This window comes from Microcystis sp. M31BS1 (assembly GCF_020245285.1).
GTDB classification, from domain to species: Bacteria; Cyanobacteriota; Cyanobacteriia; order Cyanobacteriales; family Microcystaceae; genus Microcystis; species Microcystis panniformis.
The window spans coordinates 1-15577 of the sequence record NZ_JADBVE010000233.1 but is presented as its reverse complement, the minus strand read 5'-3'; the positions used below and the strand labels follow the sequence as shown (position 1 = coordinate 15577).

Genomic DNA, 15577 nt, shown 5'->3' with positions numbered 1-15577 from the left:
GTACGGGCGAAGCATTCGGATAGAAAATCTACGGTTTCACCGATAGGTTATTGCCCGAATGCTTCGCCCCTACAGGACGCGGGCCGATGAAGACGCAAGGTTTTGAACGACGATTCTCTCAAAATCTTGCACCTGTTTCGGGAGAAAAGCCCCAAAACCCTTACTTTGCCTACATTTCACATTTATTCAGCAAACCCTACTTACTGTCATCAAAAATGTCTAACTGCTGCAGAGAGGGGGAATTATCCGACTTAACCGGTTTAATTTTCTTAATTCCCTGACGCAAACCGATCGCAATTTTACTATGTTTTTCGATTTGACCCATCACCTGCATGGCACGATCGATCACAGAAGCTGGTAAACCGGCTAATCTTCCCGCTTCGATACCATAGGATTTATCCGCGCCTCCCGGTCGTACTTGGTGCAAAAATACTATCTCATGGGGTAATTCTTTGACTGTTACCTGATAATTAGCCACATTCTCTAAAATTGAAGCTAATTCGTTCAGTTCGTGGTAGTGAGTGGCGAAAATCGTCCGCGATTGCAGTACCGTGGCTAAATACTCCGCCACAGCCCAAGCTATGGATAAACCGTCAAAAGTGGCTGTACCCCGGCCAATTTCGTCTAATAATACTAATGATCTGTCTGTGGCGTGATTGAGAATATTGGCAGTTTCGTTCATTTCCACCATAAAGGTGGATTGGCCAGTAGCGAGGTCATCCACAGCCCCCACCCGGGTGAAAATGCGATCGCAGATGGAGATTTTGGCCGACTTTGCTGGGACAAAACTGCCGGTTTGGGCTAACAATTGAATTAATCCCACCTGTCGCAGATAACAACTTTTGCCACTAGCATTGGGACCAGTGAGAATAATCAAGTCAGGGTATTCTAAACCCTCCTGATTGCCCAAATTAATCGAATTCGGCACAAAAAAGCCAGCCCCAAGGGATTGTTCCACCACGGGATGACGACCATCTTTAATATCGATAAGACGACCATCCGCGATTTCTGGGCGACAATATCCCTGATAAACGGCGATTTCTGCCAATGCTGCCAACACATCCAAAGCGGCGACTTTTGTGGCCACTTCCCGGATTTCTGGGGAAAATTCGGCTACTTGACGGCGTAAATCGCTAAAAATCTCGTATTCTAATTTATTTAATTCATCTACTGCCGTCAGAATTATATTTTCTTTCTCCTTTAACTCGGTGGTGATATAACGTTCCTCATTGACTAAAGTTTGCTTACGCACATAATCTTTTGGGGCGAAATCGGCTTTACTGCGGGGTAAACTAATATAATAACCGAAAGTTTTGTTATAATTAACCTTAAGATTGCTAATCCCCGTTCTTTCTTTCTCTGTCGTCTCCAGATTCTTAAACCAATCGATTACTTCCTGATAGTCGCGCCGGAGGGCATCCAATTGGGCATCAATTCCCTCGCGAATCACCCCCCCTTCCTTCAGATGCAGCGGAGGAGATTCCACCAGATGCGCGATCACCTGCTGGCCTAATTTTTCCAAATCGGCGGGAATTTGCTGTAAAGCTTTCAAATAGGGCGAATTTCCCGAAGCAACCAAAGCCGCTAAATCGGCTAATTTGACTAAAGATGCCGCTAGGGAAAGTAAATCGCGGGCGTTAGCCGTTCCTGCGCCAACACGACCGCTTAAACGTTCTATATCGTAGATTTCCCTTAATTTTTGCCGAATATCTTGGCGCAGGGCGGGATTATCCTTTAACTCTTGGATAGTATCTTGACGGGCGCGAATACCGCGAGAATCTAAGAGCGGTTGCAGTAACCAACGACGTAAGGCGCGACTACCCATGGCCGTACAAGTACGATCGATCGCCCATAATAGAGAACCATAGAAGCTACCATCGCGCACCGTTTGGGTAATTTCAAGGTTACGACGGGTTTGCCCATCTAAAATCAAAAATTCGGAGATAGAGTAGGTTTTTAAAGGTTGTAGGGGGACTTGATTGGCTTTTTGGGTATCTTCAATGTATTCTAATAGGCCTCCGGCGGCGCGAATAGCAAGGGGTAAATGTTCGCAGCCCATCCCCTCTAGGGAACGCATTTTATAGGTGATTAGGAGACGATTTTTCGCTTCTGTGAGAGTAAAGATAGTTTGGGGACGGAGAGAATAACAAAAACTATCGGGTAAACAGGGGGGGAGATGGTCGGATTTTTCCCCGGGGCGCAAAATACGGTTTAAATCGGGGGCATTGATGGGAAAAAGGATTTCTGAGGGCTGTAAACGGCTTAATTCTAGGCTTAAAGCCGTTAAATCGCTGGCTTGGGTGGTGTAGAATTCTCCGGTGGAGATATCTGCATAGGCTAATCCCCAATTTTCTCCGGTGATCACCACTGCAGCCAGAAAATTATTCTTTTTTGCGTTTAACATTCCCTCATCGGTGAGGGTTCCGGGGGTGAGCAGTTTGGTGATAGCGCGTTCTACTAGCCGTTTTTCGGCGGCTGCTTCCGTCGAATCCTCTACTTGGTCACAAATCGCCACCGCATAGCCTTTTTCCACCAATAAACGACTATAGCGCTCTAGGGCGTGGTGGGGAACCCCGGTCATGGCGACTCTCCCAATCCCTTTACCTCCTTCCTTGCTGGTGAGAACTAATTCTAATTCTCTGGAGATAATCACCGCATCCTGAAAGAAACACTCGAAAAAATCGCCCACACGATAGAGTAAAAGAGCATTGGGATAGGTTTCTTTTACCTCCACATAATGCTGATACATGGGGGTGAGTTTATCGCGATCGAGTCCGCGATAATCACGATGGGGATCTTTATTGGTAGCCGGTGGTTCTAGGGGAAAATCCGAGGGGAGAGTCATGGGTCAAAGAAAGCTGGACAATGTTTTAATCAACTGTTCCCCTTGCTGCACCTTCCCCACTCCCCTAGGCTGAGAGTGGGTACTGATGCGGGTTAGTTCCATCAAAAATTGAACGGACAAAACCGATAAGCGATAACTGACAACTGAATTTAGATAGACACTTCGCTTAATTCGCGAGTGAGATGATCAAAGGGTTCAGCGATCAAAGAGGTGTCGGCAATACCCGCCTCACTAGCCATGGTTTGAATCATTTCGCTCATGATTTGGATACCGCGCACCGTCGGACCGATGGGAACCCCGAGGGAATTATAGGTTTCCCGCAGTCCTTGCAGTACCCGTTCATCTAGAACATTAGTATCGGCAGCCACCAGCGCATAACTGGCATAGCGGAGATAGTAATCCATATCCCGCAGACAGGCAGAATAACGACGGGTGGTGTAGGCATTACCCCCGGCGCGGATCAATTCGGGAACTTCTTCAAATAGACGAATCGCCGCCCCACGCACGAGCGCCGCCGAATTAGCGTTAATGAGGGCGGCGGCAGCTAGACGGGCAGTTCCCGAGGCAAAATATTGTTTAAGATTATCGATCGCATCTCGATCGAGATAACGTCCGGTGACATCGTATTTTCTAATCAGGCTAGTTACCGCGTCTCGCATTATTAAGTTTCTCCCAACAGCAATAAAGACATTTTTGAGTTTCGCTTTATTTATAATCTCACAGGGTTGAACTTCGGGGGACATCCCTAGTCTAACTCTCTTGCTTGTCTAACAATTTGTTGTTTTTTTGAGACATTTCTTTACATTTAAGGCATTGGCTGGACCGGCGCTGGGTGGCGGAATTATCCCTTATTAGTCGAGGTGGTGGACGAGGCACTCAAAATGACGAGATTATCCCGATGAATGATGGTTTCTGCGGCTATATAACCTAATAAACTGGCAATACGCTCGGAATGTTGACCTTTCACTCGATCGATCTCCTCACTACTATAATTAACAATTCCCCGGGCCAATTCCCGGCCTTCTTGATCGCACAATTGCACCGATTCGGAGGCGCTAAATTCCCCTGCCACTTTGGTAATCCCGGCCGCAAGGAGAGATTTTCCCCCCTGACAAATGGCTTGAATCGCCCCAGCATCGAGATAGATTTTACCCATAGGCAGTAGTCCGTAGGCGATCCAGCGTTTGCGGGCGTTATCACTGCGTTTTTGGGCCTCAAAACGGGTTCCGATCGCCTCTCCTGCCATAATTTTTAAGATATTACCGGGCTGCCGTCCCCTAGTAATCGCCATTTCTACCCCGGCGCTGGTGGCAATCCGGGCCGCCGCCAATTTCGTCGCCATACCCCCGGTCCCCCACTGACTGCCACTACTACCGGCATCGATCGATAGTTGCGCTAATTGCGCGGGAGTAACTCGGGCAATAGCCGCCGCTTCGGGAAATAGCCGCGGATCGGCACTGTAGAGGCGATCCACATCGGTGAGGATAAATAACCAGTCAGCCTCGATTAAACTGGCTACAAGGGCTGATAAAGTGTCATTATCGCCGAATTTTAACTCATCGATCGCCACCGTATCATTTTCGTTGACAATGGCAATCACCCCTAATTCAAACAAAGCCTGAAAGGTATTATAGGCGTTGACATAACAGGTGCGTTCCATCAATTCGGGACGGGTCAGCAAAATTTGGGCGATCGGTTGACCAAGACTGGTAAAGAGGTCATCATAGATCCGCATCAGACGACCTTGACCGACGGCGGCGATCGCTTGTTTGAGGGCGATTTTTTTCGGTCTTTCCTGTATTCCCAGACGACGGCAGCCCACCCCCACGGCCCCAGATGATACTAATACCACCCGATGACCGGCGGCACGCAACCGGGTGAGGACTTCCACTAAAGCGGCGATCGTGGATAGGGATAATTGGCCGGTTTCATTATCGGTCAAACTGGAAGTACCGATTTTGATCACTATGGTTTGGTTCATCGTCAAGGGGTGTGGGGTGTAGGGTGTGGGGTGTGGGGTGTGGGGTGTAGGGTGTAGGGTGTGGGGTGTAGGGTGTAGGGTGTGGGGTGTGGGGTGTAGGGTGTAGGGTGTGGGGTGTGGGGTGTAGGGTGTGGGGTGTGGGGTGTGGGGTGTGGGGAGAAACAATTCATAACTTGAGAGTTAATCACACTATTAAAAACGGATTTGGTATTAGATTTATTCAGCCAGCGCTAGATAGCCAAAGCTTTGATGGCAACTTTAATTAAAGTATAAAAACGGGTTTCAGTCACGTTGACTTCTCTAGCTTGTTGCCGATTTTTGCCTAATAAACCAATTCGCTGCCCTTTCTGCACGACTAAAATATCGCCCTGTTCATTTTTGATGCGAATCTCGTTTAAATCACCCCAAAAACTACATTGATACATTTTATCGGCGTGCATAAAAATTGCTTTTTTAATATTATTATTTTCTTGGGGTAATCGCACTCCCACTAATTCAATCTCTATGGTTGTATTACCATTCCAAGTATTTTCTTTGAGTTTATAGGCAATATCTAAACGAGTTGGTAAAGGACAATATTCGCCCCAACGCCATGCTAGGGCTTTAATTCTGGTATCATCCCTTTGAGCCAGCAATAATTTTAAATGATTTTTTCCGATAGTTTTCTGTTCCACTACTCGCACGTTAGGAGTCCAAAAAACTGGTAATTCATTGCCAATTCCCCAGGGTTGTAAACTATCAATTTGTTGAAAAAGTTGCAGGGTGATTTGTTTAAAATCAATGATAGTATCAATTTTAATTAAAGGTTTTAATTGTTCTATTTGTAAAATTTTGTGAGAAAATTGACTTAATCTTTGTTTAAATGCTAGTAAATTAGCTGTGGGTAAACTAAAACCCCCCGCCATTTTATGACCGCCAAATTTTCCTAGTAAATCTTGGCAAAATTGCAGAGCTTCAAAAACGTGAAATTCTTCAATTCCTCTGGCAGATCCGCGAATTTTACCCGCATCTTCTTCCTCGTAAGTACCGATAAAAACTGGCACTCCGTAGCGTTCCACTAAACGGGAAGCTACAATACCAATTACCCCATGATGCCAATCTTTTTCGACTAAGACTAAAACTCGATCTTTTTGCCAAAGAATTGGCGTTTCTTCCACTAATTTAATCGCTTCTTCTTCAATTTTTTCGCACAATTCTTGACGGGTACGATTAATTTGTTCGCACTGCATCGCTCTTTCTAAGGCAATTCCCGCCTCATCGGTGGTTAATAATTCAATAACTATCTGGGGATCACCAATTCTGCCAATGGCATTAATTCTCGGCCCCAATTTAAAGCCAATATCATCCGGTTGTAATTGCTTTTGTTCCTCGCTAATTCCCGCTATTTGCATCAGGGATTGAATCCCGACTAATTGGGATTTGGGTAATTTTCTTAAACCCCGTTTTAACCAGCGACGATTTACCCCAATTAATGGAGCTAAATCTGCTATAGTGCCTAGGGTAAATAATGCTAATAATGACTCGGTTAATCCCTGTAATTTACCCATTTTTTGGGCAGTTGTCACCGCTAAAATATAGGCGACTCCCACCCCCGCTAATCCCTGATAGGGAGAGTTAGGGGTTAATAATTTCGGGTTGAGAATAGCGGAGGCATTTGGTAAAATTGGCGGCAGATCGTGATGATCGGTGATAATAACTTTTAATCCTAATTCTATCGCTAGGGCGATCGGTTCGTGAGCGGAAATGCCATTATCAACGGTGAGAATCAATCCGACTCCCGATTCGGCAAATTCTTCGACAATGCGCTGATTAATTCCGTATCCCTCTTTCATGCGACTGGGTATGGCATGATTTACCCTAGCGCCGAGATGTCTCAAGGCTCTTAGCAGTAAAGATGTACTGGTCATGCCATCGGCATCGTAGTCCCCACAGATAGCAATTTTATCGCCGGAGGCGATCGCTTTTACTAATAAATTGACACTTTTTTCTAAGTCGGGAAATTCTCCCAGGGGAGAGGGTAGGATATCCGCTTCAGGATCTATATAAGTTTTAGCTAATTCGGGGGTATCAATACCGCGATTAATTAAGATAGTTGCTAATAAGGATGATAATCCCATTTCCCGCGCTAACCCCTCAATTTTTTCGGGATTAGTTGCGGCAATATACCAGCGTTGGATGGGATATTTATAGGGCATTTTTTGTTAAGTAAAAAGGTAGGGTGCGTTAGCACAGCGTAACGCACCAAAAACAGGTTTAAAAGCGGATTTGGATGGCCCCAGCAGCAGGTTGAAAGGGGAGATTACTATTATTAATTCTCAGGGGGGAAGCGGGTACTACCTGCACATTGGGGGTGGTGGGTTGACTTTCATTGGTACTCAGTAAAGTCAATTGATTAATACTAGGATTAATCGCAAATTGTTGGGTGATAACTCCCGACGGACAACAGGAAGGATCCCGGGGGAGAAATCTTCTCATGTTGACGGTGATCGTACCATCTTTAGCACTAAGATTATCGACAACTACTCGATCGGCTAACAGGACAGTATCAGTGTTAGTGGCAGTACCGTTATTATCGATCACTAGGGCTAAATAATGTAATTGCTGTTGATCTCTGGTAATCACTCTTAATACGACAATACCATCAGTCCTTTGATCATTATTATAGTCCCCCATCAAAGCTTCTCGACTGACTTGTACTCCTAAAATTTGTCCCTCGTTAGATTGAAAAATACCATCGCTGACAATTACGGAACCCCGATTGGGAATGTTATAGACGGTATTTCTTAAATTATCCACGCTCAGGGGTGTAGATTGGGCAAGTAAGGGCAGAGAATTGTTTAATAGTAAACTGATACCCAGGAGGATAGATTGAGGCAAAACTGCTAATTTAATCATGGTTGTAATGGATTGGGTATATTTTCTTGAGTATCGAATAACTGCACGTTATTAATGGTACAAACCATCCCCTGTTGTTCCGCTAATTTATCTCGCCATTGGCTTAATTGTTGTTGACCATTACTACCATTTAACCAGTAAACTGTCAAGAGGCCGAGGGTTTGTTCTGGTTCACAGGAAAAGCCGAGAGTTTTATCGGGTATGTCGGTATTTCCCTCACGACATTGCCAACCTTGTTTTTCAATTAATTCTTTCCAACCTTTCTCTTCTTTAGCAGCCACGGCAATGCGTTGATCCCCTCGATTACAAACCCAATTTTTCTGCTGGGTGGGATCATTCGGTAGATCACCAAGATTGGGGGAATTTTGCTTGATTGGGGGCAGCGAGGGGACTTGAGCATGAACGGAAAAAATCGGTAGTATTAAGAAAGTACCGATGAGCATTTTTAACAGTTTCATCCTTTAAAATTGCCATATTTAGGGATTTATGCCTTTAGAATATCACGTTTTTGAGATATAGATAAAATACTCTCTTAAGATATGTTTAAATCTTTAATTATGGTTTCGATCGCATCAAAGGAAAATTCTCCGGCTAACTGTTGTAAACCTTGGGCAAGGGTAGCATAATCGGGGGGAATTTCTGCGGTTAGGGCGATAATTTTTTCATCATCACATTCTCGCGCCGCTTGTTGCAATTGTCCAATCCAGACGGGACTTATTAATTTTAATAGGGATTGCAGGGAATCGAGGAAAACTGGCGAATAATTGGGCTGATTTGGCTCGTTATCGGCATAAATATATTTTAATCCTAAATATTCGCCCATTTTTTGCCAAATAACTTCTTCTCGGAAAGGTTTACGCACGAAATCATCACAACCAGCGGCAATAACCAAGGCGCGATCCTCTTCAAAAGCACTGGCAGTTAGGGCAATTATTACCGTTTTTCCGCGATTATCAGCCTCTAACCGCCGAATTTCCCTAGTTGCTTCGTAACCGTCTTTAACTGGCATTCTCATGTCCATCCAGATAAGATGAGGTTGCCATGCTTGCCAAATTGCGATCGCTTCTTGACCATTAGCCGCCTCTTGCACGGACAATCCTAGGGTAGTCAGGAGTTTCAGCAACAGTAAACGGCTTTCCGGTCGATCATCGACGACTAATATGCGATATTTAGGCTGATTTTCCGCTAAAGCGATAACTTTTGCCCTATTGGTTTCGGTTTTAATCTCATTTTCCCCCACTAAACCCACCTGAATATCAAAACTAAAAATACTTCCTTGACCCAGAATACTACTAACTCCGATCGCACCCCCCATCAACTCAACAAATTTTTTACTGATAGGTAAACCCAATCCTGTCCCCTGTTGGGATTTTCGTCCCGTTTCCGTTTGGTTAAAGGGTTGAAATAGCTTATAAATCTCCTCTGGAGCGATTCCTAGTCCTGTATCTTCAATTTCCCAGAGCAATCGCTGATAATCTTCTCTTTTCTCCCCTAATTTTACCCGGAGAGTCACCCCTCCCGACTCGGTAAACTTCAATCCGTTACTCAAGAGATTGATGAACACCTGTCGCAATTTACTTTCATCAGTACATATATATTGGGGCAGATCGGAGCTGCGATCAAAAATTAAGCTTAAAGCTTTTGCCTGCGCTTGTGGACGGAGCATTTCGGCAATATTATCTAAAAGAGCGTATAAATCGAAATTACTAGGGTTAAAAACCGTTCTTCCTGCTTCTATCTTCGACATTTCTAGAATATCGTTGATTAACTCTAATAAATGTTCCCCGCTACGATTGACAATTTCCAAATATTGGCGATATTCACTGCTGATGCTGCTATCCCGGGATATTAAGCGAGTAAAACCCAAGATAGCATTAAGCGGAGTGCGTAATTCATGGCTCATGTTAGCTAGAAACTCACTTTTAGCTTTATTTGCCTTAACTGCCGCTTCCTTAGCTTCTTTTAATTCTTTTTCCGCTTCATATCTACTTTGTGCGATCGCAATTAATTCTCCCAGCAAACGCACAAAGGTGACATCTTCCTTTGTCCATTGCTTTTCTGCACTTGCATCCAATCCCAGATAACCCACCGTTACCCCATAACTATCCCACATGGGAACGATTAAGAGACAGGGAGTAGGACTATGAGCGAGAATAGTTCTTTCAGGGATAGCAGTAGCGGGTAAATCGTCTAAAGAGTTCAGTTTAACTGGAATACCGTTTAATAATTGTTCCGAAAACCAAGGAAAGGTTTCCGTCGAGAGATTTTGTGATTGTTCCCGAATCGGGATAACTTGCGGATAGTCGGGGTGACAGTATTCATAAACCATACTCCACTGCTGACGACAGGTGGAATATTGAATAATGTAACAGTGAGCGCTCTGGGTAAATTGACAGAGCAGTTCTAGGGTATGATCGATCGCCAAGTGGATATCTTGAGAAATTAGTAATCTTGTCACCCGTGAGAGCAAATTATCGCGATGGGCCTGCATTTCTAGGGCTTTTTCCCGTTTTTTAGACTCTAGTTCCTCAAAATCACTCATAATCAGTTATCAGTTATCAGTTATCAGTTATCAGTTATCAGTTATCAGTTATCAGTTATCAGTTATCAGTTATCAGTTATCAGTTTCACTGAAAAAAGCTTCCCATCTGCTGTCTTCTGTCTCCCGACTCAAAAAACAGTAAACTTTTCCCCTATCATGTTCTATAGGAATTTTACCGAATCAATATGCTCAAATTATTAGCTTCTCTCCTTCTCTCCTGCTGTGTAGCCTTGGCTGTTTCCCTGTCACCGGCTGCTGCCATGGGAGTCTATGACCTCCCCATTTTAAGCTCTGGAGCGCCCACTTATGTAGTCGATCCTGTTTCGGCCATTAGTGCCGCTAACGAGGGAAAATTAAATAAAGACCTGAAAAATCTCGCCGAAAAAACTGGCCAAGAAGTGAGAATGGTGGTAGTCCGACGCTTGGATTACGGTCAAAAAATTGACAATTTAGCCGATGATATCCTGAGAGAATGGTATCCTAATCCTGAAGATCGGACTAATCAAACTATCATCGTCCTTGATACTTTAACCAATAAAACTGCGATTCGGGTTGCCGAGGAAGCAAAACCCCTATTAACCGATGCTATTGCTGATAGTATCCTCTCGGAAACTATGGCAGTTCCCCTCAAAGATGGGGGAAAATATAATCAAGCTTTACTCGATGCTAGTCGTCGTCTAACGGCGGTACTTTCTGGAGAAGCGGATCCCGGACCCCCAGAAGTAGCGACAATTAATATCGAAAGTACCTTTACTACCGCAGAAGAAACTGACGATAAAAATGCCACGATTTGGGTGATAGTTTTACTGGTTTTAGCCACAGTAATTCCCATGGTCACCTATTTTTGGTACGCTGGTTTTGGTCGCTAAATTAAATTAATGTTCTGGGACTGATACAGCTAAAATATTCCCACAGATAGTTCAATCTTCAGCCTGAATGAGCAAGATGAAGTAACTTCTAAGTGGGTGGTTGGAATTAAATATAAGATGAACGTAGGTTGGGTTGAAGCATGAAACCCAACGCCCTACAAATAATTGTGCCTACCTACTTAGTAGATTTTAGTTGTATCAGTTCACCCCATTTGCTTAACCTTAATAACTAATGTCTAGACTGGTGAATCAATTACAATCCTATTATCGAGAGGAGGAAGGAACTTACTTAATTGAAATTAAACTTAATCAGTTACAGCAAGTCTTTAATTCTCTCGATCCTTCGCCATTTTTAGATAGAGATTTAGACGATAATGCCGAAAATTATATTATTAACTCTGTGGATGAATTTCCCCTAAATACCCCCCTTAAATTAGTCTTTTATCTTCCCAGTACAGAACAAAACACCGCCCGACATCTGTTACCCTCAGCTTTACATAATTATTTTGACTATCGCCAACAGGGAGAACAAAGAAAATTACGCACAATTTGGCGACAGGGACGCATATCTTTGATAATTGGTCTCTCCTTTCTTTTTGTTTGTTTGAGTCTCAGCGAATTAATTGGTCGTTTTGGCAGCGATACATTTATTCACTTCTTAGAAGAAGGACTATTAATTAGTGGTTGGGTGGCTCTCTGGCGACCTTTAGAAATTTTTCTTTACGAATGGTGGCCCGTCAGTCATCAACAAAAGATTTTTGCTAAACTGGCCTACATCCCCATTGAAATTCGTCTATTAGAGGAACCATCCACCCCGGACTCTTTTCGATAGCTCTAATCCTGCCGATGGCTTGTGTTCAAAGTTACAAAGCTTTTATTTGAAGCAGTTTACAATAAAAAAAATCCGTACAAAGCTTATCGGTTTTCAGCTTGGCTATTACTTTCTCCTCAAACTTTTAACCAAGTAGTCAGGCCTAACTTTTTTCAGTCTGGCGATTATTGGCGTTTCATCTCTACCAATCCTGACAAAATTTCATCTAGATAGGAGGACTAATGTTAATCCATGTTGGTTATGAATTTGGCTTTGATACACCCTTACCCGTGGTCATGTTGTTAAAACTTTATCTACACCCCTCAATTTTAGATCAAGTGAGACAATCGGAAAACTTGCGGGTGGAACCGGCAACAAAAATAGAAGAATTTTTAGATAGCTTCGGTAATCGAACCAGTCGTCTAATTTTACCCGCCGGACAGATTCGCATTCACAATGAAGCAGTTATCGAGAATGAATGGAAACCGGATATAGTTAATGGGAATGCCCAAGAAATTCCTCTAGCAGAGTTACCAACCCAAGTTTTTCCCTACCTAATGAGTAGCCGTTATTGTGAAGTGGATTTGCTTTCGGAAATTGCCTGGGAACTTTTCGGACAAACTCCCCCCGGTTGGGCAAGGGTACAAGCGGTTTGTGATTGGGTTCATAGTCACATTCGTTTTGGTTACGAATACGCGCGGGTGACGAAAACCGCCTATGATGTCTATCGGGAAAGAACGGGGGTTTGTCGCGATTTTAATCACCTAGCTTTGACTTTTTGCCGTTGCCTAAATATTCCCGCTCGTTATGCCTCCGGCTATCTCGGAGATATCGGTATTTCTCCCCAACCTCTACCGATGGATTTTAGTGCTTGGTTTGAAGTCTATTTAGACCATCAATGGTACACTTTTGATGCTCGTCATAACACCCCCAGAATCGGGCGAATTTTAATGACTCGCGGCTCAGATGCCGTTGATGCTGCCCTAACAACTTCTTTTGGTCAAGTAAATTTAACAAAATTTAAAGTATGGACGATCGATGTTTCCCACCTTTATGCTTAATCAGAGTAAGTAGTCGTGCAAAATTAATTTCCTAGTCGAGACAGGAGAGAGGAGAAGGGAGACAGGAGAGAGGAGACGGGAGACGGGAGACGGGATACAGCTATTAGGGATCGGATTTGAGTTTTCAGTTCACTGTTTACTGATCACAGCAGAAGTCTGACGGAGTAGTGGCTTAGATGTGTAATTAATTGTGCTTAGATACTTACAGCTAGATTAGTAACTTTATATGTAAGAAAAAGACCATGATTAAACCCGAATTATTTGACCTTGTTGAATTATTAGTTGACTTGCCTGAATATAACTTAAGAATGGGAGAACAAGGGACAATCGTTGAAGACTACAATGATGGTTGTTACGAAATTGAATTTAGTAATGATCGAGGGGAAACTATAGCCCTTTGTCCTCTCCCAATACAGCAATTTATTATCCTCTGGAAAGCTAAGAGCAAAACGTGGTTATCTTTAACAGAAAAGCTAACAGCTTTAATTGATAAATTACCCAAGGAAAAGCAAGAAAAAATTTTAGATTTCACTCGCTTTTTACTAGACTTTCCCGTTGACAAGAGGCCATAACCTGTGCTGTCTGCTCTGCCCCCTTACTGGGTACAAAAATTGAGTAAATCTCTAATACACGACTTGGCAAATTTTCCTCAAAAAGGGAATAAGGGTGTAAAATAGAGGAAAAGCGAGAAAGAGTGGGCATAATGCTGCTCTTATCGATAATATTGCCAATAGTGAACCAATTCCTCTCTAAGTATCGAATCTAAGTATCGAAGCCTATTTGAGCGCAAGAAGGGATTTGAGCAGGTGCGTAGCTACATACAGGGGTGTAGATGTACTCTATGCTTGCAATTTTACCAAGTCGCCCCTTCAACCGAATCGCCCGAATCTCTATTTCTCTAAGCCTGTCAGGGTAATGCTTTCAGCCAATCCTTAAAAAAGTATCAAGAAAATATCATTTTTAAAATAGGAGGATGTTCTCCCATCGCGTATAATATTTGACGCAGATTAACTAATCCTTTTCGGTTCAAACGCAAAATTTTTACTGTTACTCTGCCGATAGAAGTTAATCCAATAATCAAAGTATAATCATTACTCCAAGCAAAATGATCTGACCAATTTTGTTGTCTGGGATTATAAAGAGAGACTATTTCCCCACTAACGGGATCTGTTCCTTCTGTTTTATTATATTTATGATTGTTGCATCCTTGGCACGCTAAAGCTAAGTTATCTAAATGAGTGTGACCTCCTTTACTCAGAGGATAAATATGTTCGACAGAGAAGCCTTGAGTGGCAAACTTTTCTTGAGAATAGCAATATTCACAACAATTATCTGCCCTCGCTTTAACCACTTCTTTGAGTCGAGTTGTCAGTTTATTTTCAGTCATTAACGATGGGTTTGATGCTAAGTTGTGTCATTAAATCCGTTAAGGATATTTGACGTAATTGGGCTAATTGGGCTAGATATTCTAGACATTGTGTTTGGTGAATTTCCATTTGATCGCTCAATTCGAGTAATTCTTGGTACTCTTGGTCTGTTAAATTTTCTTCATTTCTCTTGTTGATTAAAAGTTGATAACGGCCTTGATTATCTTGAGAAAGACCTTGATTAATTTTTAATAATAATTCGGTTTCATCTTTTGATAAACTAGGGGCATGATGTTTCGCTTTTAGCGCAATTATATCTTGAAAAAAACCTTCTAATTCAGATAAGCTTAACTGTTCGACGGCTTCTAGTAAGTCTTCTTTAGATAGTTGGGCTTGAATTTTTATGGTAGGCATTTTCTATGACCTGTTTTATGAAGATCGTCTCTTATTATGTATGATACCCATTATTTCACCCCCATCTAGGGGAATGGCATAAGTTCTAGTTACAATTTCTCCCATTCATCTTTAGAAATTTGAGCTTGTTTTAGAATTCTACTGAGTAAATTAATACTAATATCTGACTGATGAGGATTGGGAAGACGGACTCTTAAGCCATTTTTTTCCATAAATTGGTGTCTTTTCCCTGTGTAGGAACCTTGAAATCCTGCTTTATGCAAAGCTGAAATTAAATTAGAACGAGAAGTTGCACCAAAATAAGGCATGATTCAACTTAGATAAATGTTAGGCGACTAAATCTATTTTTAAAGATAAACCGTCAAATTCTGGCAATTGATGACCTAATTTAATTGCCAATAATATCCATTCTTCTAAGACTTCTAAGAGTTCCCGACGACAAGCTTCTAGGGTTTCTCCGGTTGCCCAAACTCCCGGAGCATTGGGAATGTTGCCATAAAATCCCTCATTATCCTCTAAAAGTTCATAATGGGCTGTTTCCATCGCTTTATTAAGATATTCTTGGATCATAGCTTTCTTTGATTGATTATTTCGTTTTTTCCCAGTATGACATAGTAATTTATCCCTTTGAGCGATCGCTCCTTCAACCGAATCGCCCGCTCCTCTGTTTCTCAAAGCCTTTCAGGGCAATGCTTTCAGCCAATCCTTAAAGAAAGTATTAAGAAAACGGGAAGGGGGGAAAAAAATTATGATGGGAGCATCATTCTTTTACCATAACTTAGGCTCAAAGCC

At 42.7% G+C, this 15577-nt stretch carries 15 protein-coding genes; 4 read left to right on the top strand and 11 right to left on the bottom strand.

Features of this window, described 5'->3' with window-relative positions:
* Nucleotides 1–196: 196 nt before the first annotated feature.
* From mutS to IM509_RS13845, 7 genes are all read right to left on the bottom strand, one after another.
* Entirely contained in the window at nt 197–2845 is a 2649-nt protein-coding gene (mutS, locus tag IM509_RS13875) for a DNA mismatch repair protein MutS (RefSeq protein WP_185236858.1), read from the bottom strand.
* Nucleotides 2846–2994: 149 nt separating this feature from the next.
* The gene (apcB, locus tag IM509_RS13870; protein WP_052278528.1) at nt 2995–3504 is read right to left on the bottom strand and encodes an allophycocyanin subunit beta; all 510 of its coding nucleotides are present in this window, start codon (nt 3502–3504) and stop codon (nt 2995–2997) included.
* 182 nt (nt 3505–3686) lie between these two features.
* Nucleotides 3687–4826, bottom strand: coding sequence for a glutamate 5-kinase (proB, locus tag IM509_RS13865; protein ID WP_185236859.1), 1140 nt, complete (start codon nt 4824–4826; stop codon nt 3687–3689).
* 230 nt (nt 4827–5056) lie between these two features.
* The gene (gene recJ, locus IM509_RS13860; protein WP_185236860.1) at nt 5057–7021 is read right to left on the bottom strand and encodes a single-stranded-DNA-specific exonuclease RecJ; all 1965 of its coding nucleotides are present in this window, start codon (nt 7019–7021) and stop codon (nt 5057–5059) included.
* Nucleotides 7022–7079: 58 nt separating this feature from the next.
* Nucleotides 7080–7721, bottom strand: a complete 642-nt coding sequence (locus IM509_RS13855; protein ID WP_052277632.1) for an LppP/LprE family lipoprotein — start codon at nt 7719–7721, stop codon at nt 7080–7082.
* Nucleotides 7718–8179: a hypothetical protein gene (locus IM509_RS13850; RefSeq protein WP_052277631.1), complete on the bottom strand. Its 462-nt coding sequence runs from the start codon at nt 8177–8179 to the stop codon at nt 7718–7720. The genes IM509_RS13855 and IM509_RS13850 overlap by 4 nt, the downstream gene beginning before the upstream one ends.
* A gap of 74 nt (nt 8180–8253) precedes the next feature.
* The gene (locus tag IM509_RS13845) at nt 8254–10263 is read right to left on the bottom strand and encodes a GAF domain-containing hybrid sensor histidine kinase/response regulator (protein WP_052277630.1); all 2010 of its coding nucleotides are present in this window, start codon (nt 10261–10263) and stop codon (nt 8254–8256) included.
* Between the two features lie 185 nt (nt 10264–10448).
* On the opposite strand from IM509_RS13845, the gene psb32 reads away from it, so the two are divergent.
* The 4 genes from psb32 to IM509_RS13825 all read left to right on the top strand — a co-directional run bounded on the left by psb32 (nt 10449) and on the right by IM509_RS13825 (nt 13576).
* On the top strand, nt 10449–11132 hold the full coding sequence (psb32, locus tag IM509_RS13840) for a photosystem II repair protein Psb32 (protein ID WP_002787547.1): 684 nt from the start codon (nt 10449–10451) through the stop codon (nt 11130–11132).
* 232 nt (nt 11133–11364) lie between these two features.
* Nucleotides 11365–11964 carry a hypothetical protein gene (locus tag IM509_RS13835; protein ID WP_052277628.1) on the top strand — a complete coding sequence of 200 codons (600 nt, stop codon included), beginning with the start codon at nt 11365–11367 and terminating at the stop codon, nt 11962–11964.
* Nucleotides 11965–12185: 221 nt separating this feature from the next.
* Nucleotides 12186–13004 (top strand): transglutaminase-like domain-containing protein, encoded by an 819-nt coding sequence (locus IM509_RS13830; RefSeq protein WP_002787545.1) that lies wholly within the window; start codon nt 12186–12188, stop codon nt 13002–13004.
* Between the two features lie 242 nt (nt 13005–13246).
* On the top strand, nt 13247–13576 hold the full coding sequence (locus IM509_RS13825; protein WP_002787544.1) for a DUF4926 domain-containing protein: 330 nt from the start codon (nt 13247–13249) through the stop codon (nt 13574–13576).
* Between the two features lie 371 nt (nt 13577–13947).
* On the opposite strand, the gene IM509_RS13820 is transcribed toward IM509_RS13825, so the two are convergent.
* The 4 genes from IM509_RS13820 to IM509_RS13805 all read right to left on the bottom strand — a co-directional run bounded on the left by IM509_RS13820 (nt 13948) and on the right by IM509_RS13805 (nt 15460).
* Nucleotides 13948–14391, bottom strand: coding sequence for an HNH endonuclease (locus IM509_RS13820; protein ID WP_002787542.1), 444 nt, complete (start codon nt 14389–14391; stop codon nt 13948–13950).
* Nucleotides 14384–14785 carry an STAS/SEC14 domain-containing protein gene (locus IM509_RS13815; protein WP_072924629.1) on the bottom strand — a complete coding sequence of 134 codons (402 nt, stop codon included), beginning with the start codon at nt 14783–14785 and terminating at the stop codon, nt 14384–14386. Before IM509_RS13815 ends, IM509_RS13820 begins: the two co-directional genes overlap by 8 nt.
* A gap of 89 nt (nt 14786–14874) precedes the next feature.
* Nucleotides 14875–15093, bottom strand: a complete 219-nt coding sequence (locus tag IM509_RS13810) for a type II toxin-antitoxin system HicA family toxin (RefSeq protein WP_072924632.1) — start codon at nt 15091–15093, stop codon at nt 14875–14877.
* 19 nt (nt 15094–15112) lie between these two features.
* Entirely contained in the window at nt 15113–15460 is a 348-nt protein-coding gene (locus tag IM509_RS13805; RefSeq protein ID WP_260441241.1) for a type II toxin-antitoxin system HicB family antitoxin, read from the bottom strand.
* Nucleotides 15461–15577 lie beyond the last annotated feature (117 nt).

Bases quoted from the DNA above. Each gene is read 5' to 3' on its own strand.
- mutS (WP_185236858.1), bottom strand. From the start codon at position 2,845: ATGACTCTCCCCTCGGATTTTCCCCTAGAACCACCGGCTACCAATAAA.
- apcB (WP_052278528.1), bottom strand. From the start codon at position 3,504: ATGCGAGACGCGGTAACTAGCCTGATTAGAAAATACGATGTCACCGGA.
- proB (WP_185236859.1), bottom strand. From the start codon at position 4,826: ATGAACCAAACCATAGTGATCAAAATCGGTACTTCCAGTTTGACCGAT.
- recJ (WP_185236860.1), bottom strand. From the start codon at position 7,021: ATGCCCTATAAATATCCCATCCAACGCTGGTATATTGCCGCAACTAAT.
- IM509_RS13855 (WP_052277632.1), bottom strand. From the start codon at position 7,721: ATGATTAAATTAGCAGTTTTGCCTCAATCTATCCTCCTGGGTATCAGT.
- IM509_RS13850 (WP_052277631.1), bottom strand. From the start codon at position 8,179: ATGAAACTGTTAAAAATGCTCATCGGTACTTTCTTAATACTACCGATT.
- IM509_RS13845 (WP_052277630.1), bottom strand. From the start codon at position 10,263: ATGAGTGATTTTGAGGAACTAGAGTCTAAAAAACGGGAAAAAGCCCTA.
- psb32 (WP_002787547.1), top strand. From the start codon at position 10,449: ATGCTCAAATTATTAGCTTCTCTCCTTCTCTCCTGCTGTGTAGCCTTG.
- IM509_RS13835 (WP_052277628.1), top strand. From the start codon at position 11,365: ATGTCTAGACTGGTGAATCAATTACAATCCTATTATCGAGAGGAGGAA.
- IM509_RS13830 (WP_002787545.1), top strand. From the start codon at position 12,186: ATGTTAATCCATGTTGGTTATGAATTTGGCTTTGATACACCCTTACCC.
- IM509_RS13825 (WP_002787544.1), top strand. From the start codon at position 13,247: ATGATTAAACCCGAATTATTTGACCTTGTTGAATTATTAGTTGACTTG.
- IM509_RS13820 (WP_002787542.1), bottom strand. From the start codon at position 14,391: ATGACTGAAAATAAACTGACAACTCGACTCAAAGAAGTGGTTAAAGCG.
- IM509_RS13815 (WP_072924629.1), bottom strand. From the start codon at position 14,785: ATGCCTACCATAAAAATTCAAGCCCAACTATCTAAAGAAGACTTACTA.
- IM509_RS13810 (WP_072924632.1), bottom strand. From the start codon at position 15,093: ATGCCTTATTTTGGTGCAACTTCTCGTTCTAATTTAATTTCAGCTTTG.